Source organism: Sporosarcina sp. FSL W7-1283 (assembly GCF_038003105.1).
In the GTDB taxonomy this organism is placed as follows: domain Bacteria; phylum Bacillota; class Bacilli; order Bacillales_A; family Planococcaceae; genus Sporosarcina; species Sporosarcina newyorkensis.
Genome location: NZ_JBBOOL010000001.1, coordinates 3,403,672 through 3,426,236, shown reverse-complemented (window position 1 = coordinate 3,426,236; position 22,565 = coordinate 3,403,672). Strand labels below are relative to the sequence as shown.

Here is a 22,565-nt window from a genome sequence, read left to right as displayed (position 1 = left end):
ACGGAAGTTTAGGAACAAAGGGTTTCGCCAGGCGTCGATGTGAACAAAGTGTACGACCATTCAGATATATTTATTTGAAAACAAGGTATGGATACTGTTATTTCAATAAAGCACATAGAGCCCTTGAAAACTCCTACTAGAGTTCTCAAGGGCTCAATCGATTATTAATTTGATTAACCGTAAAACATACGGTTTAAGCAGAGAGTAATATTACTGTCTGTTAAGTAGTTTACATATTCAATTGTATAAGAAGATTTAATTTATTTTTTTAATAAGCTAAATAGGGAGTTGTACGATATAACGACTTGTTGGTAATAGCCGACCAACTTGTCCCAAACTGTTGATTGTCTATCATCTTCAACAGATTCTTCCTCTTCGTCAGCTGGTTGTTCAGTAGCCTCCTCGCCATTGGCAGGTACTTCAACAGCATCTTCTTCATCAGCTGGTTGTTCAGTGGCCTCTTCGTCATTGGCAGGTACTTCAACAGCATCTTCTTCGTCAGCTGGTTGTTCAGTAGCCTCTTCGTCATTGGCAGGTACTTCAACAGCATCTTCTTCGTCAGCTGGTTGTTCAGTAGCCTCTTTGTCATTGGCAGGTACTTCAACAGCATCTTCTTCATCAGCTGGTTGTTCAGTAGCCTCTTCGCCATCAGCAGGTACTTCAACTTCGTCTTTTTCATCAGCTGGTTGTTCCGAAATATCGTCAGCATTGCCAGGTTCCTGCAAATCATTATCTTCATCTTCTGGTAAGATCATTTCAAGTTGATCTTGGATTAGGAAATCATAATACTCGATTAAACTTACATAGTTTTGTATGACAGACCTATATTCATTTACTAGCTCATCTGTTATAATAGTGCTATCGGTAGATTGGTCAGTTGTCGTAATATCTTCATTGATATTATCGTCAGCTGGCCTTTCTGTTTTATTAGTTTCATTTGCTGCCTCATCTTCACTAGCAGGCTCATCAGCAGGTTCTTCTTCAATCTCATTTTCGTCAGCTGTCTCATCATCAATTATAGGTGTATCCGTTGCATCGTCTTCCTCAACCGGCACATCTGTTGCCTCATCTTCGATTACTGGTAGATCCGTTGTTTCATCCTCATCAACCGGTGCATCTGTTGCATCGTCTTCCTCAACCGGCACATCTGTTACTTCATCTTCGATTACTGGTAGATCCGTTGTTTCATCCTCATCAACCGGTGCATCCGTTGCATCATCTTCCTCAACCGGCACATCCGTTACTTCATTTTCAATTACTGGTAGATCCGTTGTTTCATCCTCATCAACCGGTGCATCCGTTGCGTCGTCATCCTCAACCGGTACATCTGTTGCCTCATCTTCGATTACTGGTAGATCCGTTGTTTCATCCTCAACAACCGGTGCATCCGTTGCATCATCTTCCTCAACCGGCACATCTGTTGCCTCATCTTCATTTTGTGCTTTTTCCTGCAAATTTTTATTTGAAATTGTACGCATTAATGATCCTTTTTCAGGTGAGCCCGGAGTGCTAGTTGCAAAAGATGAAACTTCTGCACCGTGATTTTTAAATTCTTTTTCCTCGCCTTCTTCAGCTGCAAAAGCTGATCCGCCTGCACCGAAGATAGCAGCTGTTAACATAGAGGTTGACATCACGAATGGCAAGATTTTCTTGTTCGTGCTTTTCTCTTTTTGTGTAGTTTCTTTAACCAAATTTCATCAAACACCTTTCTGTTTTAAGTTTTTTTGAAGCTCAATTATTAAACTTGTTCTTTTAAATTGCTATGTACAATCTACCTCCTTTTAATCAAGAGCTTAAAATTAGGGCTAGTTTTTTAAAATGTCCATTTTGAATATGAAGCTTTCAATTGGATAATTTAGCAGTGCCCTATCTGCTTACAAACTACAATAACAAAAGAAAACTACGGCCGCGTAACAATCAAATGACAAGTTTCCATGGAAATATTAACCTTTGTCATAATTAAAGAAATACTCCATCAGACCTGTCCAATACTTGACGATAGACCAAAAAGAGGTCTAACCTAATAGATTCCCTTCATATATTCCATCTTATTCCTTTTGCGAAAAACATCGGTAATGTGCTCTGGAACATGTTCGGATTACTTTATTGACACGTTCCCTCAATGGTTCGAACGGTCTAATGTTATTCAATTCAAATATTACGCTTTCAAAATTTTTGTAAAGATTATGCTCTGGAGAAGAGGGTAAAATTAATAATTGTGCTTAAAAGTGCTCATAAGAATCCCTTACAAGTTATTGAATAAATACTAAGTCAGCATAGAAAAAATGTAAGTGTTTTTAAGTGGAAGGGGCAATTTGTGTGGGAATGAGTATCTGGTCATCTTAATTGAGTGGGCAAGAATCGTAGATGGGTTAGCCACCTCAAGCCTCCTGTAATCACGACTGTTTTGTCCATGAATTGTTTGTAGTATGTATTGCACGCGTAGACAACATCGGGCTGAAAGTTACCATCGAAAAGAATGGCAACAACCGTCGCTGTCAAATGTCAATCACGTTATAAAATATACTGATGAATGGTTAGGAGTATCACCAGAAAAACGCCGCCCTAGGAGAGCACGGCGCCGCGATAGATGTACTATTTTTCCTGCTTTACAGATGCCAGTTCTATAGTAATTTTTCCATTTCCATCTGTACTTTTAATAACTCCGTTCCCTTTTGCAAGATATACTCTGGAGCCATCTGGGAAGCGGAGAATAACGACATTCCTGAAAGAGCCTGCTTTCACTGTGATGGTTTTCGTTGTACTATCTACTAAAACCTTCTCCTCAGCCATAAAGGACTGATTTTTTGTGTATGCTCCTTGTTTCAAAGGATAGGAAACATTCAGAAAGATGAAATCCGAACTCGATACCCCCATGAGAAGCCTTTCATTGTCCTCAATGTATGTTAAGTTTGACAAATAAGGGTAAATGGAACTTTTCTTATTATATAAATAAGTGTACTCCTCCTCTTTTTTCGCAAAGAACGTCTCTTTCTGATCGTCGAGGAAAGAAGGCGCATACGTGAGAATCAGACCTTCTGCAGGCGTCAAGTTGCCGGTAACAGTTGTTGGGACAGCTTTCTGCTCTTTTTTGGATAAAGCCGAAGTATAAACATACCCTTTATTCTTACCGGTCTGAACCAATGACCATCCATTTGAAGAAGACAAGACAGTCACCTTGGAATGATTTTTAATAGTCCCCAGCTTATCGGCATGTTGATTCGGTTTCGTACGCAGGAAAATGTCATTCTTCGCATATACATACATTTCTGTTGTTGCTGCGGCTGTTTGTGTTGGAAGGAAAAAAGAAAGACCGAGTACCAACAACAGTATTGCTAAGCCTATTTTTCTTATTTGAATCACTCCTTGGAATTAGTTACTCATATACGAAACTATGGAAGGTACGCATTAAGTAGAACTTAAAGGCACCTTATCACAAAATATCCTCACAGAAATCTTCATATACTGGCATGCTCAGCCCTTAGACTGATGTTAAGTTCAGGCATTTGATGGATTCAACTTTATGGAAGTTGATTTATGATTGAGAAAAGGGGGAGACTGGTATGAGAAAAATCGTGATTATTTTAGCAGGGTTAGGACTTCTAACCATCGTCGGATTTTGGGGCTTTGGTTGGGTAAAAAAAGATCGGGTGTCCGGTGATCTGTCGATAGAAAAAGACAGTGCAAAATCATTGGACGTTGAAATTGGCTTTGGTGCTGGCAATCTTTTGATTGAGGGCGGTGCTGAAGGGTGGGTGGATGGTGTCATTGATACAAACGTGAAAAAGTGGGATCCATCGATCTCATACAAGAAGAAAGGAAAAGTCGGTCATGTGGTGATTCAGCAGAAAACAAAAGGTCTCTTGGCTTTCCGGAACGCACGAAACGATTGGAATCTTCAACTGACAAATGAAATACCTGTAAATCTCGCTGTCGAGATGGGTGTCTCCGATTCAGAATTGAACTTGGCGGGAATCCGTCTCAGTCATTTATCGATTGATGCCGGAGTCAGTGATACCACAATCAATCTAAATGACGATTGGCGGGAAAGCTTTGAGGCGGAAATCAATCTTGGCGTGGGGGATGCGGAAATTCACTTACCGAAGGCGACTGGTGTTAAATTGACCATCTCAAAAGGGCTCGGTAGCTTAGGAACGAAAGGCTTCATCTCTCAGGGAAAAGGCGTCTATGTAAATGAAGCGTACGACCATTCAGATACCACCATTAATTTGAAAATCGATGTAGGGGTCGGTGATTTGAAATTTGTGCTTGGCAAATAGTTCGCAGCACAATAAATGTTAAAAACAAAAAAATATAAAAAATCATGGTTGTTGAAACAACCATGATTTTTTGAAACAGATACCATAGTGAAAGGTACCAGATTCCGAAGCAATTATGAATTGCCTCAGGATCTGATACCTTGATTAAGACCTCCTAAGTTTCCCTATATTAAAAGATCCGCAATGATTGGCAGGTGGTCGGCAACCGGAGTGTCAAGTACTTCAGTTCTTTCTATAGTTGTAGTTTGGTCTGTGAAGATATAATCGATCCGGGAGGCAGGCTCAGTGCAGACAGCTGAACTGGCATCCTCATAACGAGCTGGGAATGTATAAGCTGTGCCCATTCCCATGCTTCCGAAAGTGTCAGTATAAGTCTTTCTGAAGTCCTTTAATTGGGGATGCTCGGGGGATAAGTTAAAATCACCAGTTATAATAGTAGGAAACAATGAAGCATTGGTAATTTCCAGCAGTTGTTTCAAGTTTTCCCGCTGACTCTCTTCTCCCAGTGATAAATGTGTATTGAAGAAACTTAGAAATGTGCCGTCCAAATCAATAATTGATTCAAGCAACCCTCTCGGTTCGGGATCCTCTATTAAACTTGAGGAGCGGGTGTACGCATGATTCTTGGAGTATTTCACCGGAAATCTGCTGAGTAACGCATTACCGTATTGCCTTTCCGGTTGTCCCGACTGCACAGGTGATTCAATTAGATTTGGTCCATAGCTATAGTCCATTTCCAGCCATTTTGCCAGGACTGCCGCCTGATTTTCAAATCCGCTGCGTTCTGAAAAATGATTGTCCACTTCCTGCAAACCAATAATGTCAGCTCCAGAATTCCGGATCACCTCTGCCGTACGGCGAAGATCCACTTTCCCATCCATCCCCAATCCATGAGCTATATTGAATGACATTACCCGCAATTTACGAACCTGGGTAGACCCAGCGCTGCCGAATGTTCGAGTCACGGGTTGTGTCATATGTCCTATCATAAAATCTCTCCTTTTTGTATGGTTGTTTCAAAATCTCTTACGATTACTATAACCATACAATATGAAGAAATTGTAATCCTGTCATTAAGAATTGTAAAGAATACTGGCGAAAGGTTCACAATATCGGCACTTAGAACCTGCATTTGATACATATTACTGCTTGCAAAATAGTCTATTTAAAGAATATACAACATAGTATAAGTCAGTCATCTAGGCTTAAAATCATTAGTGATGTCATGTGTGTACAACGAAGTTGGCGTAAAACTCATGTAGAAGCTTGTTGGAGTTATATACAAGACAAGTACCTAAACTTTATTCATCTATCCACTATTTTCAATATTGCATTCTCTCAATGAAAATGATATTTTAGAATGGATAAAGTTTTCTAAATATATCTTTATTTGAAAACGATTACAACTAGAATGGCAAGGGGGGGCTATTGTATGATTACTTTTTTGGCATCAATTGTACTGCTCGTGATCGGTTATTTTACTTATGGAAAGTATGTAGAAAAAATATTCGGTCCGAATTCACAAAGAAAAACACCTGCTTATGCAAATCATGATGCAGTGGACTATGTGCCGATGGGCAAGCAGAAGAACGCGTTGATTCAGTTGTTGAATATTGCAGGTACAGGTCCGATTTTCGGTCCGATTATGGGCGCACTGTTTGGTCCTGTTGCATTTTTATGGATCGTGCTCGGTTCAATTTTTGCTGGAGCGGTTCATGATTACTTGACGGGGATGATTTCCATTCGAAATCGCGGCGCGCATATTCCAGAGCTTGCAGGAAAGTTTTTAGGTAAATTAGCGAAACACTTTGTTAACTTTTTTGCATTATTGCTTTTGTTATTAGTCGGTACTGTGTTTGTGACGACTCCGGCCTCTTTATTAAACATTTTAACTGACGGGAAAATAGGCATTCTCGTGTTGACTTTGTTGATTTTTGTATACTATTTCCTATCAACTATTCTGCCTATTGATAAGATTATTGGCCGTTTCTATCCGATTTTTGGTGCTGTTTTGCTGCTTGGGACAATCGGAGTCGGGGGAGCGCTTCTGTTTTCCGATCACAAAATTCCAGAATTGACACTTCAAAACATGCATCCAGGTGGCCTTGCCATTTTCCCAATGCTATTTTTGACGATCACATGCGGAGCACTTTCAGGTTTTCACGCTACGCAATCGCCAATCATTTCGAGAACTACTCAGAATGAATCACAAGGACGCTATATTTTCTACGGCATGATGATTACGGAAGCTGTAATCGCTATGATTTGGGCAGCAGCTGCAATGAGTATGTTTGACGGTCAAGGACTCCAAGGGTTAATCAATGCAGGTACGGCTTCTGCAGTCGTCAATGAAGTGTCAATGACGTTACTTGGCGCGGTAGGTGGTACGATTGCTGTCCTCGGTGCGGTTGTACTACCGATTACTTCAGGCGATACAGCATTCCGTGCGGCACGTTCAATTATAGCGGATTACATCCAAATATCGCAGAGCAAAATCGGTAAACGTTTACTCATAGCCATTCCATTGTTCGTTGCTTCTTATCTATTGACGTTAATCGATTTCAATATACTTTGGAGATATTTCTCTTGGGCAAATCAATCAACCGCAGCAATCGCACTTTGGATTGGCGCGATGTATCTGTACGTAAAGAGGAAAAATTATTTTATCGCGCTCTTGCCGGCAATGTTTATGACCAGCGTCGTGACGGTCTTCATTTTAATGAACGATACGATGGGATTCGGTCTTGAGACTACGGTTGCTTATATCGGAGGATTTACGATTACAGCAATATTCACTGTACTCTTCTTTATGAAGGCAGAAAAAAATGTAAAAGAAAATCTGCAAGTGGATCTTCTTGAAGAAAACCCAGTCGAAAAAGATGGGAAATTGGAAACCGTATAAAAAAGACGAGCGATTGCTCGTCTTTTTTGTGTCATTAAATGAGGTTCTATACTATTTGTTGTGGTGATATTTGGCGACTCAAACATCGTATTCCTTAAAGTGATTCAAATTTGAAGTAGGTGGATGTCATCTTACACTAATTCAGACGTTGAATTTCATCGGCAACTGCAAAAGCAAGGTCTTCATTACCGAAAAGTTGGAGTACGTCAAGCATAGTTTCGTTATCGATTTGGAGCTCATCCAACCCGTCATCTTCCTCCATGACACTCAATAATGCAGCATTGTCTGGTTGGTTTGGATAAGCGTTTCGATAGAGCATTTGCGGATCCAGTTCATGATTCGCACACCATTGTACAAAGAGGCGAATCATAAGCGTTTCATCCTCTTTGTATTTCTGTATTATTTGTTCATTGATATCTTTGAATTCCATTGTCCGACCCTCCATTGATAAGTTGTGATTCTAAGTATATACGAAATTGGGAATGTTGGTGAATGGGATGAGACGTAATCTTTTGGGGTCACTACTATTCCTATTACGAGTTTTAAATATGTTTAAGAATTCGACAACTTATGCTACGTTTATATACACATACAGGACCTAGAGGTGATACACTTTGAAAAAAACAAAAACGATTTCGTTAGCGCCTGTCGCAGATTTATCGGGGGAAATGCAAGATTTTTCACCTGTTTCAATTGCGATCGGACCACAAAATGAATGGTGTTTTTTATTGGTAAGAGAATACCCTCCTTTGATAGGAGGAAGTTTTCCTTCCACCGTCACAAAGGAACAATACCATTACAAAGTGATCATCATGAAAGGGAATGAAAAGAAGGTAATAGATCTGCCCGATGAAAAATGGAACTATCATTATGTGCAGACTATTGACGATGATCAAGTGTTATTGGCCGGAGCCCGCTCTTATTATCACGATGCAGATCATATTGAAAAAAATGCACGGGTATATACTAGTGCAGGTCAGTGTATCCGTTCGTTTTGTTTGGGAGATGGCATTCAAGATTTGTATGTGACAGACAGCAATACGATCTGGACGAGTTATTTTGACGAAGGTGTTTTTGGGAATTATGGCTGGGATGAACCGATCGGAAGTAAAGGGTTAATTCATTGGGATGCTTTCGGTCGCCAACTGGAGTGGCACGATCCAAAAGGAGAACATTATATTGATGATTGTTATGCAATGAATATTGTATCCAATGAGGAAGTATGGTTTTACTATTATTCGGATTTTCATATCGGGGTCCGTGTTGAAGGTCATACAGATTATTATGTACCTGACGTAAAAGGAGCTAACTTGTTTGCTGTCAAAGAAGATATGTTGCTGATGGACGGGGGATATGGAAACCACGATGGATTTTATGAATTAAAGCGAAAAGGTTCACGCTATAGAACGCAGAAACATATTCGATTTATAAAACCTAACGGAGTAGCCATTCGGTCCAGTGCAAGAAGTAATCGCGGAAATCAGTTATTGTTTTTAGATGGAACGGAAGTGTATTATTATGAGATTTGATGCGCGATACCAGGTCAACGAGTAATTTGAAATACAAGACGGATCCGGAATCTTTTATTAGTGTTCGCTGGATGAGATGCTAAAGGGGGATGAACATTATTTCTACAGGAATCACCAAATTTTTAACGGGCATTGGCTGCATACTTCCCATACTTGCTGTGGGATTCTTCGTTATATCCTTGTTTAATGGGTTTGGGTTTATTGGATTTGTTATTTCAGTCATTGTATTTTTAGTTGGTCTCTTTATTATCGGACAAGGCCAACTAATGCAGGACGGTTATAAAGAAAAACAAAAAAAAATCTTGCTTTCATTGAACAGTGGTCAACCAGGTTTTGAGAAAATGCCATCCATCATGTCAATTGATTTATTAAAGAGAATTGTAATTGACCATGATAAACAACGTATATACATATGGTACGCTGAAGACGGGAAAGGCAACGTTTTACGAAAACCGAAATTAGGAATGTCCTATAAGTTGTTGAATTATGACTTCACAGATCTTGTGGCTGCCGCGATCGTGGAGGATGATACTATTATTATGTCATCTCCAGAGTTTGCCGATATTTCAACGATCAGCGGAGAAAATAAGAAACATGCATCGACCAATACTATGAACATGCCGATGGACAAAGTGAAGACCATGGAACTAATTCTTCAGATAGACGATGAAATATTTCCTTTCTTTCAATTTAAATTTTATGATGCGTCTTATAAGGATTTGCTTAAGGAATCGATTGAATATAACGCTGTGTTAAAAGAAATGAGAAAGGCATATAACAGGTTTGACTCGATTTTGAACGGGTCAGCGGAAAATCTTGTACCTGTAGCCCCACTTTCTTATCAAGAGGTATCGAGTAAATCGGATGAAGTCCCTGCTGTAATGGAACCGAGTAAGATTCAGCCGATAGAGAGGGAAACAAAACGACATGAAGAGACCGTTGCTCCACCACATGAAATTGATCAACCAACCTACACTTTCTCAGATGACTTGGCGGATCAATCCATCATAGTTGAAAGCTCAGAGATAGAGAAGGATTCATTTCCAGATCAAGATATACCTGCTGAACAAACTGAACTATCCTATTTCGAAAGAATTATAGCTGAAAATAAAAGGCAATTGACAGAGAGGAAATGATTAACACAAAGTAACGGGTACCGATTCGATTCAGCTAACACCTATCATAATCCAATAGTAATTTTAGTGTGCTCGTGACGCGACATAGAATGTGTCCAGAAGAGTAATTACACTTTAAAGAACCATTTGGAGACTTGGTAATCAGCCAAGTAAAGAGCAGACAAAAGTTTATTTTATTAATAGAGGTGCCGGGTCCCAAGGTATTCTAAAAATCCATTTGGACCCAGTGCATTTCAGTGAACTTGTAACGGACAGATTTCACGAATCTTCACATTGCTCGTTTTTATCCCACATTACTTACACTTACCCGGTCCCCCCTGTATTTTCCTATACCATTTCACTAGTTGCGATGATTTCAATTCCAGCCAATGCTTGTGCAGCCAGCCGATCAGCTTCACCATTTGCCTTTCGTGAAACGAGCTCATACTGCGGTTGAAGCCCAAGCGATTTCATCTTCGCCTCAATCTTATCTGCCCAACTGTATAAATCCTTTTCAATAACCGGCCACTTCTCACTCAAATGATTGATGACGACTCGGGAATCTCCGATAATCTGGACAGGTAAACGTTGGATCCCAAGAAACTCAAGCTCTTGCAGGCAAAGATGAAGTGCTGCATATTCAGCCTCATTATTTGAAGTTAGCCCGTCGACGGATGCGTTTTTCCTAAGTCTGTATGACTTTCCGTTTTGGTCATAGTAGATGACACAGCCTAAGCCGGCTGCCTTCGATTCCCAGTTAAATCCTCCATCGAAATAGACAATGATATTATGCGGCTCCGTCTCAATCCCTTTCAAATAGCCCTTCAATTCCTTTACTGTCCATGAACTGTCAAATTGGTCGATAAAAACCAACTGTTTTGCACGTCCGGTCTTCTCCAAATCATTAGCAATTAATAATGCCTGCGCTGCTGGCATTTCCTCAGACTTGAAGACAGTTTCTGTCCCCTTCGGTGATCTATACGTCCATTCAATTAGCACCTTCATCAATATCCCTCCAATATAATCAGTGTGGCTAGTAAAGAATGTTTTTATAGCTTTAATAAGACTAATCTGTACCCAAGTCCTTAAAGTGATATGTTTTTTCTCTCATCTTTAAAATTGTATACCCGTTCTACACGTATTTTTATCTTAAGTGGCTCCTGGGCTGTTTTATGCTGCAAGCATGGCTATATAACTCGCTTTCCTGTAGTATTGACTTAGTGATACTAAAGTTTATCCTGTCGGAAAAATAATAGGTCTTATTACTATTTATTAAATAATTTAATATAATTAGAAGAACTTATTTAAATGAAGTTAAATAAACTAGTGAAAGGGTGTTTTACTACATGCGCGTCTCTTCAAGTATAAATTTAAGTACTCAAGTATTAGATAAAACAAATGTTTTAGCAGCCTTAGAGTTTAATTTAGCGATGATAGAATTCAATCTGAATCAAGAAGTTATTTGGGCAAATGAAAATTTCGCAAAGACTTTAGGATATACTGTAAATGAAGTGAAAAGTAAATTACATAAGCAATTCTGCACCGCAGATTTCGCTAACAGTAAAGAGTATAATGAGTTATGGAGTAATCTGAAAAAAGGGGTAAAGTTTCAGCAGAAGATTCAAAGGGTCGGTAAAAGTGGTACTTTGCTATGGCTGGAAGCTACCTATATTCCTGTGTTGGATGAAGGGGGCAAGGTACAAGCTGTCCTCAAAATTGCTACCGATATTACAGAACGTGAAAACCAAGTGCGGACCATCGTTTCTCAATTAAAAGACCTGTCTATAAATTTAGGTAATATGGTTAATGAAAATTCTCAGGAAAATATGAAGGCATTTGAGTTATTGAGAGAACAGATTAATTCTATAAGTGACACGGCTAATACAATACGAAATATCTCTTCACAGACAAAAATTTTGGCATTGAATGCAGCTATTGAGGCAGCTAGAGCCGGAGAACATGGACGTGGTTTTGCTGTAGTGGCGGAAGAAGTGCGAAAGTTAGCAAGCAATGTAGACGAAGCGATTAAAAAAGTGAATTTAAACGTAGAAACCATTACAAAGGGAGTCGGAGTAGTTCGTAATGTAACCAAAGAATCTCAAAGCGAAGTCATTGAGACCCAATCTGAAATTAGTAATACGATGGAGGAATTTGAGAGTCTGGCTAATTAGTAAGGTTTGTCTGAATCCTGGATAAATGAGGATTTAATGGGACCTGAGCAGCATATAATTTATGAAAATAGAAGGAGAGATGGTTTATGTTTTCTAACGAAGAAAGAGATTCGATTTATAAAGTTATTTATAATAGGAGAGATGTGCGAAGTTTTTTATCCACTCCTATTCCTGAGGACACGATACATAACATATTACAGGCGGCTCATCATGCACCCTCAGTTGGATTTATGCAGCCTTGGAACTTTATTTTAGTTTCATCTGATGAAACTAAAGAAAAATTAGCGTGGGCAGCGGAGAAAGAAAGACGGGCATTGGCTATTCATTATGAAGATGAAGGCGCCAAAGAAACAAAATTTCTTGGTTTAAAAGTTGAGGGGTTAAAAGAAGCTCCGATTACTATTTGTGTAACTTGCGACCCTACGCGAGGAGGCTCGCATGTACTGGGACGTAATTCCATTCCAGAAACGGATGTTTTATCGACAGCTTGCGCTATTCAAAACATGTGGTTAGCTGCTTGTGCTGAAGGACTTGCAATGGGCTGGGTCAGTTTTTATAAAAAGAACGATGTACGAGATATTTTGGAAATACCACCTCATATCGATCCTATTGCACTCTTATCTATTGGTTATACTGAAAATTATCCCGATAAGCCTATTTTGGAATCAGCTAATTGGGAGAAGAGACGATCATTAGAAGACCTTATCTTTGAAAATAAATGGGGGAAGAACTAATAAAAAATATTGCTTTAAAAATGGTTTTTCCAGATCCTGACATAATTAAGGTTTTAAAATGAAGCCATCATAATGTACTACTAATATCATTAAACTGCAGATGCTTCTATAATATTATGTCGTTTTTGAATAGTAAAATTACTCTTTGCGAAATTAATATTAGTAGTGTAAGATAGTGATGAATTAACAAAATGATATTCAAGGCAAAGGCGCCTTTCCTCCTCTGAAGAGTATTTTCAGGGGATGAAGGCGTTTTTTCGTTTTGTTGTAAGCGTTATCAAAAAAGGAGTGTTATACGTTGAAATTATCCTGTGTGATAAAAGGAACTCATTATTCGTTTTCGTCGGTAAGAGACGTCTTGGCAAAAGCAAGTGAACCAAAATCAGGTGATGTGATGGCGCAGGTCGCAGCTGAATCATCACTTGAGCGCATGGCATCAAAGGTAGTACTCAGCGAGATGCTACTGAAAGATATTTATGAGAATCCAGTTATTCCTTATGAGACAGACGAAGTGACACGACTGATTTACGATGACATTAGTGAGACGATTTATAAAGATATACAAAACTGGACAGTTGGTGAATTAAGAAATTATATTCTTTCGTATGAAACAGGTCCGGATCAATTAATAAAAATTTCAAGAGGATTAACAAGTGAAATGATTGCGGCAGTCAGCAAACTCATGTCAAGTATGGACCTTGTACTTGCTTCACAGAAAATGAAATATCAAGCCCATTGCAATACGACGATAGGGGAGCCGGGCCGACTAGCATTTCGGTGCCAGCCCAATCATCCAAATGATGTGCCGGAAGGAATTTTGTATTCAATAAAAGAGGGGCTGTCTTACGGAGCGGGAGATGCGGTTATTGGTATTAATCCGAATGTGGATACGGTTGAATCACTAAAAAGACTTTATACATTGTCGCATGACTTTATGGAAAAATGGAAAATCCCAACGCAAAACTGTGTGTTGGCTCATATCACGACACAAATGGAGGCTTTAAAACAGGGTGCACCTGTTGCACTGATGTTTCAAAGTTTAGCCGGTACACAAAAGGGCAACGAAGCATTTGGTATTTCTAAAGGAATTGTGGATGAAGGGTACGAGATGATGGCTCGATATGGCACATCGACAGGTCCGAACTATATGTATTTTGAAACGGGACAAGGCTCGGAAGTTTCGTTAAATGCAGCTCATGGTGTCGACATGCAGACCCTTGAAGCGAGAACTTATGGATATGCACGTCACTGGAAGCCTTTCATGGTGAATAACGTTTCAGGTTTTATTGGTCCGGAAACACTTTTTGACGGACGCCAGCTAATCAGGGCAGACCTTGAAGATCTATTTATGGGGAAATTGCACGGACTGCCGATGGGCATAGCACCAACTTACACGAATCATATGGATGCAAACCAAAATGATCAGGAAATAGCCGGTATGCTCACTGCACTTGGAGGCGCCAACTTTTACATGGGAGTACCAGGCGGAGATGATGTCATGCTGAACTATCAAGATACAAGCTACCATGACGATGCCAGCTTACGCGAGATGTTTGGGTTACGACCACTTCGCGAATTTGAAAAATGGATGGAGAATATGGGGTTGATGGAGGACGGAAAGCTAACAAGTCGTGCTGGAGATTTATCAATTTTTGATTAAAGGAAGGAGGGGCAACATGGATATTCAGGAGATTGTACGAAAAGTAGTAGAAGAATTGTCGAAGGAAAAGAAAGTGATAAAAGAATACGTCGAACCAATAAAAGAGGACAGTATACGTTTTCCGGAGAAACAAATAAAAGGGGTGAAAGAGCCGCATAATGCTGCATCCATTGATCGAGCGCAAAGTATTACGCCTGCCCGAATTGGTATTGGAAGAACTGGAACACGTATGCAAACAACAAGCTATTTACAATTTTTAATTGACCACGCAGCTGCCCAAGATGCGGTTTTAAAAGATGTAAGTGATGAATTCCTTCAAAAAATAGAACTGAAAAAACTAGAGACGAAAGCAAAGGATATGAAGACTTACTTAATGGATCTAGACTCTGGACGAAAGTTGTCTGATGAATCTGTTGCATGGTTAAAGGAGAATGGAGATAAGGATAAAGATGTCCAAATTATTGTCTGTGATGGGTTAAGCTCTTCTTCTATAGAGGCAAATATAGAGGACTTGCTTCCTGCCTTGATGCAGGGCTTGCAATTGAAAAACATTAGCACCGCAAAGCCAATTTTTATTAAGCGAGGGCGTGTATGGGTACAGGACGAAGTAGCAGCCATCATCAATTGCAATCTTGTCATTTCATTGATAGGTGAGCGCCCTGGCTTAAATACAGATGAAAGCTTGAGCGCCTACATGATCTATCGACCAAATGAAAAATCAGTAGAAGCCGATCGGACAGTGATTTCTAATATTCATAAAGAGGGACTTGCCCCGGTTGAAGCTGGTGCCCATTTGTCTGAGCTGATTGAGCAAATGCTTCGAGCTGAGTGTACAGGAATTTCATTTGCCCGAAAAAGTAATATTAACTTATAGAGAAATACTGAACTTGAATAGGAGGAATCATGGCGGAGCGTTTAGAGCTGATAAGTTCTTTCTTTTAAAGAATAAAAAATTGGAGTACAGTTCCTATTGATGAAAAAATACTTTTATTAAGTAGTTGACGCATTAGCTCTTAGCAGTGAGTGAACACTCAAGAGACAACAATGTTGGTAAATGCAGTCGAAATGAAGTAAGGGGTTTTAGGCGTGAGATGCGGAAATGGCACACATTAATGCAGAAGGTATGGTGCAACGCGAAACACAACTGTAGGAAGGTCATTTGAATGGCTACAGTTATGTATTCTCCGGTATGAAAAAATGTAGAACAAGTGACTGATCCTCCATACAAATCGAGCGCGACCCTGAAGTGAAAAAACACTAACAGTCAGCTGTCGGTATTATACCGGTGGCTGGCTGTTTAGTTTAATTCTACTCTGATGAAAGATAGAATAATCGAACCATCTACTATTTGCTTCAATAAGTGGTAAGTATAACAGTATTTATATAGACTTTTCGTGACCAATGGAGATCATCCTTAAAGTTAGTGGGGCAGAATAATGCTTTAAAGTACTGGTTTTTGCTATAATAACTACTAATATAGCTATGAAATTTTAATAAACAGGGGACTAAAATATGGAGAATAACGTTTTTGAGCAGTTGGCCCAAAAATATGATACAGAAGAAAGAATCGAATTAGCTAAAGTTATAGTTAAAGAAGTTAAATCTGAATTACGTAATAGTGAATCAAAATCTTTAATAGACTATGGGAGCGGTACTGGTCTAATTAGTTTAGAATTAACAGATTTAGTAGAGTCTATTTTGTTGGTAGATTCCTCACAACAGATGTTGGAGGTCGCGAAAGCCAAAATTTCCCGCAAAGGAATTACCAACACAAATGTGTTGTATTCAGACTTTATTGAAGAAACACCTGACCTTAAAGCGGATATTGTGTTGATGTCACTAGTCCTTCTCCACATACCGGACACCGAAAAAATTTTACAAGAATTATTTAGCGTTTTGAACAATGGCGGAAAGTTAATTATCATTGATTTTAATAAAAATGATAAAATAAATCATCCAAAAGTTCATAACGGTTTTTCGCATGACGAACTGAAAAAAAGATTAACCGAAGTTGGATTTCAGCAGACTGAAATCAGGACATTTCATCATGGAAGTCGCATTTTTGTGAAACAAGATGCCTCAATGTTTATTTCCAGTAGCATAAAGTAATGAATATCATATCTCCAAACCATTAGATGAGCAGAAATGTTAAAAATTTATTGTGCAAAATGAAAATTTTTTTCCACAATCACATTAGAATATTAGGCTGATCCGGTACCTTTCTTCTAGAATAACTTAACTTGCAGAGAATGCAACTGTCATTGAAAGTATATACGATTTAAGATACAATTAGTATCAATAGACTATAGTTATTTATGTGAAATTATAACTACTAAACTGAATTTATACTTTTGAATCAATGGGGGTTCTTTTATGAATCAAAACATCCTTATTCGTAATAACGTAAATGTTGCGGGGAGAGGCACAAAGGCAATGTTATTTGCGCCGGGATTCGGGTGTGATCAGAATATGTGGAGGTTAGTGGCACCTTTTTTTGAAGGACATTTTCGTGTCATTCTATTCGACTATGTTGGTTCGGGAAAATCCGATTATAATGCCTACAGTCCTAGTAAGTATAGGGATCTTAAAGGATATGCGCAAGATATACTCGACATATGTGCTGCACTGGAATTGAAAGATGTAATTTTCGTTGGACATTCGGTTGGCGCTGTTATTGGTATGTTGGCGTCTATTCAAGAGCCCGATCGATTTGAACAACTTATTATGATTGGTCCTTCACCTTGTTACCTGAATGACCCTCCGAATTATAGTGGTGGTTTTGAAAGAGAAGATCTTGAGGCTCTAATTGATATGATGGAGATGAATTACATCGGTTGGGCAAATTATCTTTCTCAAGTTATCATGAAAAACCCTGAACGGCCGGAGCTGTCGAAAGAATTAGAGGAGAGCTTTTGCTCGACGGATCCAACTGTCGCCCGGCAATTTGCGATAGCGACATTTTTCTCTGACAACCGGGAAGACGTACTAAAAGTTATGGTACCCTCACTCATTCTTCAATGTTCCGATGATGCAATTGCTCCGATTGAAGTTGGAAGGTATATGCATCGGACGCTTTCAGAAAGCACGCTTTACTTAATGGAAGCAACAGGACATTGTCCTCATGTGAGCCATCCTGAGGAAACTGTCCGTTTGATAAATAAATATTTGACAACTACTTTTGCGGGCTACACTTCAAATGGATGAACAATTAAACGTTGCACCATGCGGATATTTATCGCTTGATGACGAAGGTGCAATTCTGGAAATTAATGAGACGTTGCTCGGTTTACTAGGGTATAATTTTCACGAGGTACAGGGCCGGCATATCAATCTGATTTTACCTATTGCTAGCCGATCATTTTATCAACTTTACTTTTATCCGATGATCCGGCTTCAGAATAAAGTGGAAGAAATGTACATTTCACTTAAATCAAAGACTGAACAGGACATTCCCATACTCCTTAATGCTTTCAGAAATGAGCGTGACGGGAAGATGTTCAATGATTGTGTATGTGTACCGATGAAGCGGCGATATGAGTATGAGCAGGCGCTTCTTGCAGTCAAGAGGGAAACGGACACGCGTAATAAGATGAAGAAAAAGCAAATAGCTGAGTTGGATCTTCTGCGACATGAATTGGAGTCCAAGCAAAATGAGTTGCTGGAGTTAAATAAAAAGCTTCAAAAATTAGCTGTTACAGATGAACTAACTGATCTCAAGAACAGACGCAGCTTACAGGAAAATTTAAGTTTAAACGTCACCTTACACTCAGAACGGTTCCAAACACTTTCACTTCTACTGATTGATATAGATTATTTCAAGAACATAAACGATAATTTTGGGCACATGATGGGCGACAATGTTCTTCGTGAGTTGGGGAAAATACTGAAAGACGAATCCAGAAAAGATGATATTGCCGCTCGATATGGAGGCGAAGAATTTGCATTAATTCTGCCGAACACTAATAAATCAGAAGCCTTGAAAATCGCGGAGAGGATTCGTTCCCGGGTTGAAAAAGCAAATTGGGACATGCCCGACATCACGATAAGTATAGGGGTAGCAACAAGCTTATCAGGAGATACTGAAAATACTTTGCAATCAAGAGCAGATCGTGCACTCTATGTTTCAAAGAACCGCGGCCGCAATCAAGTCACCCATGCTAATGATTTGGTACACAAATAAGGAGCCCGTGTTTCACTGGTGCCATTTTAATTGGTTCGGATATTCCGTTACGTTCAGTCAGGTATAAACCTAACAATCGACTGAAGATAAGAAATACTAAACAGCCAGCTGGCGGCATTGCACCGTCGACTTGCTGTTTTATTTTGTTTGAGACTATTCTGATATGCCGCTATAGTGGATGTGAATGTAAGTATGGAAAACGTGTGTAATAAAGTTAGCCCGAAATAAAAAGGTATACATCCTATCGAATACATTCTGAAACATCGCATATTCAAGACTCTGGTAAAACACGAGTAATTTGATTTGAATAAAAACGAATTGATAGAAAGAGTGTTTGTGTTTAAATCATTTGGCGACGGCAACTATTTTTTCACTGGTGGACTGGGTATTGAGGCTGTTTACAATGTTAGTAGAGGCTGATATTTTTTCTTCATTGAGGACACTAGTTTTTAAGAAAGACGCATTTCTTAAAGAAGGAGAGGCATTCTTATGACGAATACGATAAAAGAGGAAGTTAAAGAGATTCTTGAACAGATGATTGTTGGAAGGAAAAATGTCGTTAAAGGCTGTGCTGAATTATGTACCTTGCGACAAGAAGGTTATGAATTTATTTATTATGATTTTGATGAGTTTTATAGTCAGTTGCAACATCATCCTTTACCAGAACAGTATTATCAATGGGATAAAGAGGCATTAGATAAAAAGCTAAAAGAACTGGAACAGTTAAAAGTTAAAGTCATTGCTTTATCATTTGAATTATTAGAGGAGCTAAAATGATAACGCCTTATTAAAGTATCGAGCACAACGCCATACATCTTCGCTATTGTTCATTAAAGAATTGAATTAATTGGACAAAAAAGCGGATCAGACACTGTTCTTCTTGTTGAAAGGTATCTAACCCGCAAAGATTTTATTTTTTCGCCAAATCTGCAGAAACTTCTTCTCCGCCTTTATTTTTCAAGAACATATAGAACGAAGCTCCAAAAATAATCACATAGCCAATAATGCTATAAAAATCTGGTACTTGTCCAAGGAAAGTAAAGCCCAATAGTGCCGTGAATACGACTGTAAAGTAGTTGAAAACAGAGACCTCTTTTGCAGGAGCGTATTTATATGCGAGTGTGATGCCGAATTGTCCAACTGTCGCAAAGACACCGCCAATCAGTAAGTAGATCGTCTGCTGCATTGTCATAGGTTGGTATGCATAAATGACAAATGGCAGCAGGATAACTGTCGTGAAAGTCGAAAAATAAAATACGATTGTGTAGAACTGTTCGCGTCTGCCGAGCGCCCGCAGTGCCGTATAAGCCCCCCCGGCAAAAATAGCAGACAAAATTCCGGCAGCATACGGAACAATATCGAGTGAGAATGACGGCTTGATAATGAACAGAGTTCCTAAAAAGGCGACGAGTATACTATAGATCTGAAATGGTTTAACATGCTCTTTCAAAAAAATAGCTGCAAAAATAATGGTGAAAAACGGACTCATTTTGTTAAGCATATCGGCATCTGCCAGAACTAGATGGTCAATTGCATAAAATAGCAAAATGATGCCGAGTGCCCCAAGTCCGGAGCGCAATAGGAGGAGTGGTTGATTTTCCCGCTTGCCAAACAGACTTTCTTTGAAATGAATGACAAAGAAAAATGAGATGATCATCGACACGCCATTGCGGAAAATAGTTTTTTGCAAGGTCGGCACGTCGCCAGATAGTTTCACAAAAAGCGTCATGAGTGAAAAACCTAATGCTGATGCTATTAATAATAAAATACTTTTATTTAGATTGGTCATAATACCCTCCGATTAAAAATGAGTGCCATTAAGCATGGTATCATAACCTGAGAAAGCATGCCGGTTTTCAGATTTAGCGATGGGACCCTAAACAATCGCGTACCTACCAAGAACTCTAATCAGATATATTAGACACTGGTTCCAATTATAAGTCATTAAGCCCTTAAAACACTCTTTTGAGCAACTTCACAATAACAATCTCAAAAACTTTTCAAAATTAACCCCCGCCACAGCAGGAGTTTTTTCCGAGTCTGTGTCCTGAATGGCTGCCGTTAAAAATGTCTCTGCAAGCTGAATTGCGTGTGCTAAATCTTCTCCGCGCATCAGACTGCCCATCAATACCGATGAAAATAAATCCCCGGTGCCGGAATAACTTCTTCCGTTGTACGGAACGGAGCTATAGACGGATTTTGCATCGCTGATATACATATTTCCAATCGATTGCGTAACCGTTTGAGCAGTTGGCGGATTGATTCCGGTGATAATGATGTGGGCATCGGTTTCTCGCTCGAGTTGCTGACCTGCTTCTTGAATCGCTTGTAAAAAGTCTTTTTCATTTGTATAACGATGTAGGGACTCATACGATAATCCAGTCAGCAGGCAGCACTCTGTTACGTTCGGTGTAATAACATCTGCCTGTCTGACGAGTTCCTTCATTTGCTTCAGTAAGCCATCATCAAAGTTTTTATAAGCTTCTCCTATATCTCCCATCACGGGATCTACAAGCAAAATGGTATTGTCTTTATAAAATATATCCAAAAAATTGATAATATGGGTAATTTGCTCTTTTCCTGTAATGAAGCCGGTGTGGATTCCATCAAAAGTTTCATGCAGCTTACTCCACTCCTCTGCAAAGCGTGGCATGTTAGCTGTTAAATCCTCACAGAAGAAACTCGGGTATTCCGTTTGTGCAGAAAAGATGGCCGTCGGCAAAGGACACGCTTGGGCTCCCATCACCGAAAGAACAGGAATCGCAGCTGTCAGAGAGCATTTGCCGAGCGATGACAGATCTTGTATAACAGCGACTTTTTTCATAACTTCCTCCATGAATGTGTGTAGTGAATTTATTCCATCATACCATACCCGTTTTCATATTGAATTTTAAAACTTCCAGCACGTCAGGTAGTTTTTTTGCTGATCAATAATGGAGAAACCTTCCAATAAAATTGTGTGAAGGATGGGTATCGGTAGGTGAATGATAAAGGCTTGGATGCTTCCCATAAAAAACATTCTATTATAATCTTCAAGACAGTAGTGTCCGAGGTGTTTTTACTATATGATGTAGGATAATAATAGATAGGAGTGTTTGAAGTTGGGAAGTGAGGTATGAGTTACAGAGGAAGGTTCATTGCTGTTGGAATTGTCTTTCTGTTTAATGTGATACGGTACTTCTACTATCATCAATACATGGGGTTACCCTTTGAAGCAAGCTTCTTTATTTTAACAGCTATTTTCTTTGCTGTTGCATGGGTTGGAGGGAAGCAATACGATTTAGTTAAGTTCTACGCGGAAAAAGATCCCCTGACGAATACATATAATAGACGTACAGTTGATATAGTATTTAAAAAGCAGGCCGGCATTTGTAAAATGAAAAATAAAAAGCTTGGGATTGTACTTATAGATCTGGATGATTTTAAAGAAGTAAACGATAAATTAGGCCACCAAAAAGGAGACGAACTGTTACGATGCGTTGCCGATGTTATTAAAATGAATGCAAAGAAAGAAGACTTCCTAGTTCGCTGGGGAGGTGACGAATTCGTGCATATAATTCCTGATAGTAAAGAAGATTTTCATTTAGATTATATTCTAAAGTTAAAAGAGGATTTGTCTCATGCAGGAATACATTTGAACATTTCCATCAAAGCTTCGATCGGCATTGCTGTCTATCCCGATGACGGTGAGAGTTTTGACGTGTTGATTCGGAAAGCCGATACGTCGATGTATGATATGAAAAGAGAGAAATAGTATATGCGGTTCAGCAGGCATTTCTACAATATATTAAATTCGGTTGAGTAAATAGTGAAAAGGAGCTTCTCATGAGTCATTAGACTTTTGAGAGGCTTCTTTTGCTATTAGTGAAGAATACCGGATCTCAAACAATTCAGCGACTACTATATAACTATATAAACTAAAATAAATAACTCACACTCAAAGTAAAACGTAGAACCCGTTGATCTCCGTACCAGGCGGACGCTTTCCGGGGGG

Annotated in this window: 20 protein-coding genes; 13 read left to right on the top strand and 7 right to left on the bottom strand. The window is 39.2% G+C overall.

Translation table 11 applies throughout. From position 1 onward, the window contains the following. Window positions 1-260: 260 nt before the first annotated feature. Window positions 261-1,631, bottom strand: a complete 1,371-nt coding sequence (locus MKY93_RS17900) for a hypothetical protein (RefSeq protein ID WP_340760601.1) — start codon at window positions 1,629-1,631, stop codon at window positions 261-263. Between the two features lie 964 nt (window positions 1,632-2,595). Further along, window positions 2,596-3,327 (bottom strand): SH3 domain-containing protein, encoded by a 732-nt coding sequence (locus MKY93_RS17895; protein ID WP_340760600.1) that lies wholly within the window; start codon window positions 3,325-3,327, stop codon window positions 2,596-2,598. 236 nt (window positions 3,328-3,563) lie between these two features. Here MKY93_RS17895 and MKY93_RS17890 point away from each other — a divergent pair, with 236 nt between their 5' ends. Then, window positions 3,564-4,280, top strand: coding sequence for a toast rack family protein (locus MKY93_RS17890; RefSeq protein ID WP_340760599.1), 717 nt, complete (start codon window positions 3,564-3,566; stop codon window positions 4,278-4,280). Window positions 4,281-4,444: 164 nt separating this feature from the next. Here MKY93_RS17890 and MKY93_RS17885 read toward each other — a convergent pair whose 3' ends face one another. Beyond that, a complete protein-coding gene (locus tag MKY93_RS17885; protein ID WP_340760598.1) occupies window positions 4,445-5,269 on the bottom strand; it encodes an endonuclease/exonuclease/phosphatase family protein in 825 nt (274 codons plus the stop codon). Window positions 5,270-5,712: 443 nt separating this feature from the next. Between MKY93_RS17885 and MKY93_RS17880 the strand changes: the two genes are divergently transcribed. After that, complete coding sequence (locus MKY93_RS17880; RefSeq protein ID WP_340760597.1) at window positions 5,713-7,182, top strand: carbon starvation CstA family protein; 1,470 nt, start codon at window positions 5,713-5,715, stop codon at window positions 7,180-7,182. A 136-nt stretch (window positions 7,183-7,318) separates the two neighbouring features. Here MKY93_RS17880 and MKY93_RS17875 read toward each other — a convergent pair whose 3' ends face one another. Next, entirely contained in the window at window positions 7,319-7,612 is a 294-nt protein-coding gene (locus MKY93_RS17875; protein WP_340760596.1) for a hypothetical protein, read from the bottom strand. 184 nt (window positions 7,613-7,796) lie between these two features. Here MKY93_RS17875 and MKY93_RS17870 point away from each other — a divergent pair, with 184 nt between their 5' ends. Continuing rightward, window positions 7,797-8,711: a hypothetical protein gene (locus MKY93_RS17870; protein ID WP_340760595.1), complete on the top strand. Its 915-nt coding sequence runs from the start codon at window positions 7,797-7,799 to the stop codon at window positions 8,709-8,711. Between the two features lie 89 nt (window positions 8,712-8,800). After that, window positions 8,801-9,847 (top strand): hypothetical protein, encoded by a 1,047-nt coding sequence (locus MKY93_RS17865; protein WP_340760594.1) that lies wholly within the window; start codon window positions 8,801-8,803, stop codon window positions 9,845-9,847. 327 nt (window positions 9,848-10,174) lie between these two features. On the opposite strand, the gene MKY93_RS17860 is transcribed toward MKY93_RS17865, so the two are convergent. Next, entirely contained in the window at window positions 10,175-10,831 is a 657-nt protein-coding gene (locus tag MKY93_RS17860; protein WP_340760593.1) for a reverse transcriptase-like protein, read from the bottom strand. 341 nt (window positions 10,832-11,172) lie between these two features. Here MKY93_RS17860 and MKY93_RS17855 point away from each other — a divergent pair, with 341 nt between their 5' ends. The 8 genes from MKY93_RS17855 to MKY93_RS17820 all read left to right on the top strand — a co-directional run bounded on the left by MKY93_RS17855 (window position 11,173) and on the right by MKY93_RS17820 (window position 19,348). Then, on the top strand, window positions 11,173-11,997 hold the full coding sequence (locus MKY93_RS17855) for a methyl-accepting chemotaxis protein (RefSeq protein WP_340760592.1): 825 nt from the start codon (window positions 11,173-11,175) through the stop codon (window positions 11,995-11,997). 86 nt (window positions 11,998-12,083) lie between these two features. Further along, a complete protein-coding gene (gene bluB, locus MKY93_RS17850; protein WP_340760591.1) occupies window positions 12,084-12,731 on the top strand; it encodes a 5,6-dimethylbenzimidazole synthase in 648 nt (215 codons plus the stop codon). 298 nt (window positions 12,732-13,029) lie between these two features. Further along, entirely contained in the window at window positions 13,030-14,391 is a 1,362-nt protein-coding gene (locus MKY93_RS17845; RefSeq protein ID WP_009498821.1) for an ethanolamine ammonia-lyase subunit EutB, read from the top strand. Between the two features lie 16 nt (window positions 14,392-14,407). Further along, the gene (gene eutC, locus MKY93_RS17840) at window positions 14,408-15,265 is read left to right on the top strand and encodes an ethanolamine ammonia-lyase subunit EutC (protein WP_340760590.1); all 858 of its coding nucleotides are present in this window, start codon (window positions 14,408-14,410) and stop codon (window positions 15,263-15,265) included. Between the two features lie 638 nt (window positions 15,266-15,903). Further along, window positions 15,904-16,500: a class I SAM-dependent methyltransferase gene (locus tag MKY93_RS17835; RefSeq protein WP_340760589.1), complete on the top strand. Its 597-nt coding sequence runs from the start codon at window positions 15,904-15,906 to the stop codon at window positions 16,498-16,500. A 264-nt stretch (window positions 16,501-16,764) separates the two neighbouring features. Further along, the gene (locus MKY93_RS17830) at window positions 16,765-17,595 is read left to right on the top strand and encodes an alpha/beta fold hydrolase (RefSeq protein ID WP_340760588.1); all 831 of its coding nucleotides are present in this window, start codon (window positions 16,765-16,767) and stop codon (window positions 17,593-17,595) included. After that, window positions 17,588-18,571 carry a sensor domain-containing diguanylate cyclase gene (locus MKY93_RS17825; RefSeq protein ID WP_340760587.1) on the top strand — a complete coding sequence of 328 codons (984 nt, stop codon included), beginning with the start codon at window positions 17,588-17,590 and terminating at the stop codon, window positions 18,569-18,571. The genes MKY93_RS17830 and MKY93_RS17825 overlap by 8 nt, the downstream gene beginning before the upstream one ends. Window positions 18,572-19,060: 489 nt before the next feature. Then, window positions 19,061-19,348 (top strand): hypothetical protein, encoded by a 288-nt coding sequence (locus MKY93_RS17820; protein WP_009498817.1) that lies wholly within the window; start codon window positions 19,061-19,063, stop codon window positions 19,346-19,348. A gap of 133 nt (window positions 19,349-19,481) precedes the next feature. Here MKY93_RS17820 and MKY93_RS17815 read toward each other — a convergent pair whose 3' ends face one another. Continuing rightward, window positions 19,482-20,360 carry a DMT family transporter gene (locus tag MKY93_RS17815; RefSeq protein WP_009498816.1) on the bottom strand — a complete coding sequence of 293 codons (879 nt, stop codon included), beginning with the start codon at window positions 20,358-20,360 and terminating at the stop codon, window positions 19,482-19,484. Window positions 20,361-20,546: 186 nt separating this feature from the next. Continuing rightward, complete coding sequence (locus MKY93_RS17810; protein WP_340760586.1) at window positions 20,547-21,395, bottom strand: pyridoxamine kinase; 849 nt, start codon at window positions 21,393-21,395, stop codon at window positions 20,547-20,549. A gap of 291 nt (window positions 21,396-21,686) precedes the next feature. Between MKY93_RS17810 and MKY93_RS17805 the strand changes: the two genes are divergently transcribed. After that, window positions 21,687-22,325, top strand: a complete 639-nt coding sequence (locus MKY93_RS17805; RefSeq protein WP_340760585.1) for a GGDEF domain-containing protein — start codon at window positions 21,687-21,689, stop codon at window positions 22,323-22,325. The last annotated feature ends 240 nt before the right edge of the window (window positions 22,326-22,565 follow it).

Bases quoted from the DNA above. Each gene is read 5' to 3' on its own strand.
- MKY93_RS17830 (WP_340760588.1), top strand. From the start codon at position 16,765: ATGAATCAAAACATCCTTATTCGTAATAACGTAAATGTTGCGGGGAGA.
- MKY93_RS17875 (WP_340760596.1), bottom strand. From the start codon at position 7,612: ATGGAATTCAAAGATATCAATGAACAAATAATACAGAAATACAAAGAG.
- bluB (WP_340760591.1), top strand. From the start codon at position 12,084: ATGTTTTCTAACGAAGAAAGAGATTCGATTTATAAAGTTATTTATAAT.
- MKY93_RS17890 (WP_340760599.1), top strand. From the start codon at position 3,564: ATGAGAAAAATCGTGATTATTTTAGCAGGGTTAGGACTTCTAACCATC.
- MKY93_RS17855 (WP_340760592.1), top strand. From the start codon at position 11,173: ATGCGCGTCTCTTCAAGTATAAATTTAAGTACTCAAGTATTAGATAAA.
- MKY93_RS17825 (WP_340760587.1), top strand. From the start codon at position 17,588: ATGGATGAACAATTAAACGTTGCACCATGCGGATATTTATCGCTTGAT.
- MKY93_RS17860 (WP_340760593.1), bottom strand. From the start codon at position 10,831: ATGAAGGTGCTAATTGAATGGACGTATAGATCACCGAAGGGGACAGAA.
- MKY93_RS17805 (WP_340760585.1), top strand. From the start codon at position 21,687: ATGAGTTACAGAGGAAGGTTCATTGCTGTTGGAATTGTCTTTCTGTTT.
- MKY93_RS17900 (WP_340760601.1), bottom strand. From the start codon at position 1,631: ATGTCAACCTCTATGTTAACAGCTGCTATCTTCGGTGCAGGCGGATCA.
- MKY93_RS17885 (WP_340760598.1), bottom strand. From the start codon at position 5,269: ATGATAGGACATATGACACAACCCGTGACTCGAACATTCGGCAGCGCT.
- MKY93_RS17820 (WP_009498817.1), top strand. From the start codon at position 19,061: ATGACGAATACGATAAAAGAGGAAGTTAAAGAGATTCTTGAACAGATG.
- MKY93_RS17880 (WP_340760597.1), top strand. From the start codon at position 5,713: ATGATTACTTTTTTGGCATCAATTGTACTGCTCGTGATCGGTTATTTT.
- MKY93_RS17865 (WP_340760594.1), top strand. From the start codon at position 8,801: ATGAACATTATTTCTACAGGAATCACCAAATTTTTAACGGGCATTGGC.
- eutC (WP_340760590.1), top strand. From the start codon at position 14,408: ATGGATATTCAGGAGATTGTACGAAAAGTAGTAGAAGAATTGTCGAAG.
- MKY93_RS17810 (WP_340760586.1), bottom strand. From the start codon at position 21,395: ATGAAAAAAGTCGCTGTTATACAAGATCTGTCATCGCTCGGCAAATGC.
- MKY93_RS17835 (WP_340760589.1), top strand. From the start codon at position 15,904: ATGGAGAATAACGTTTTTGAGCAGTTGGCCCAAAAATATGATACAGAA.
- MKY93_RS17815 (WP_009498816.1), bottom strand. From the start codon at position 20,360: ATGACCAATCTAAATAAAAGTATTTTATTATTAATAGCATCAGCATTA.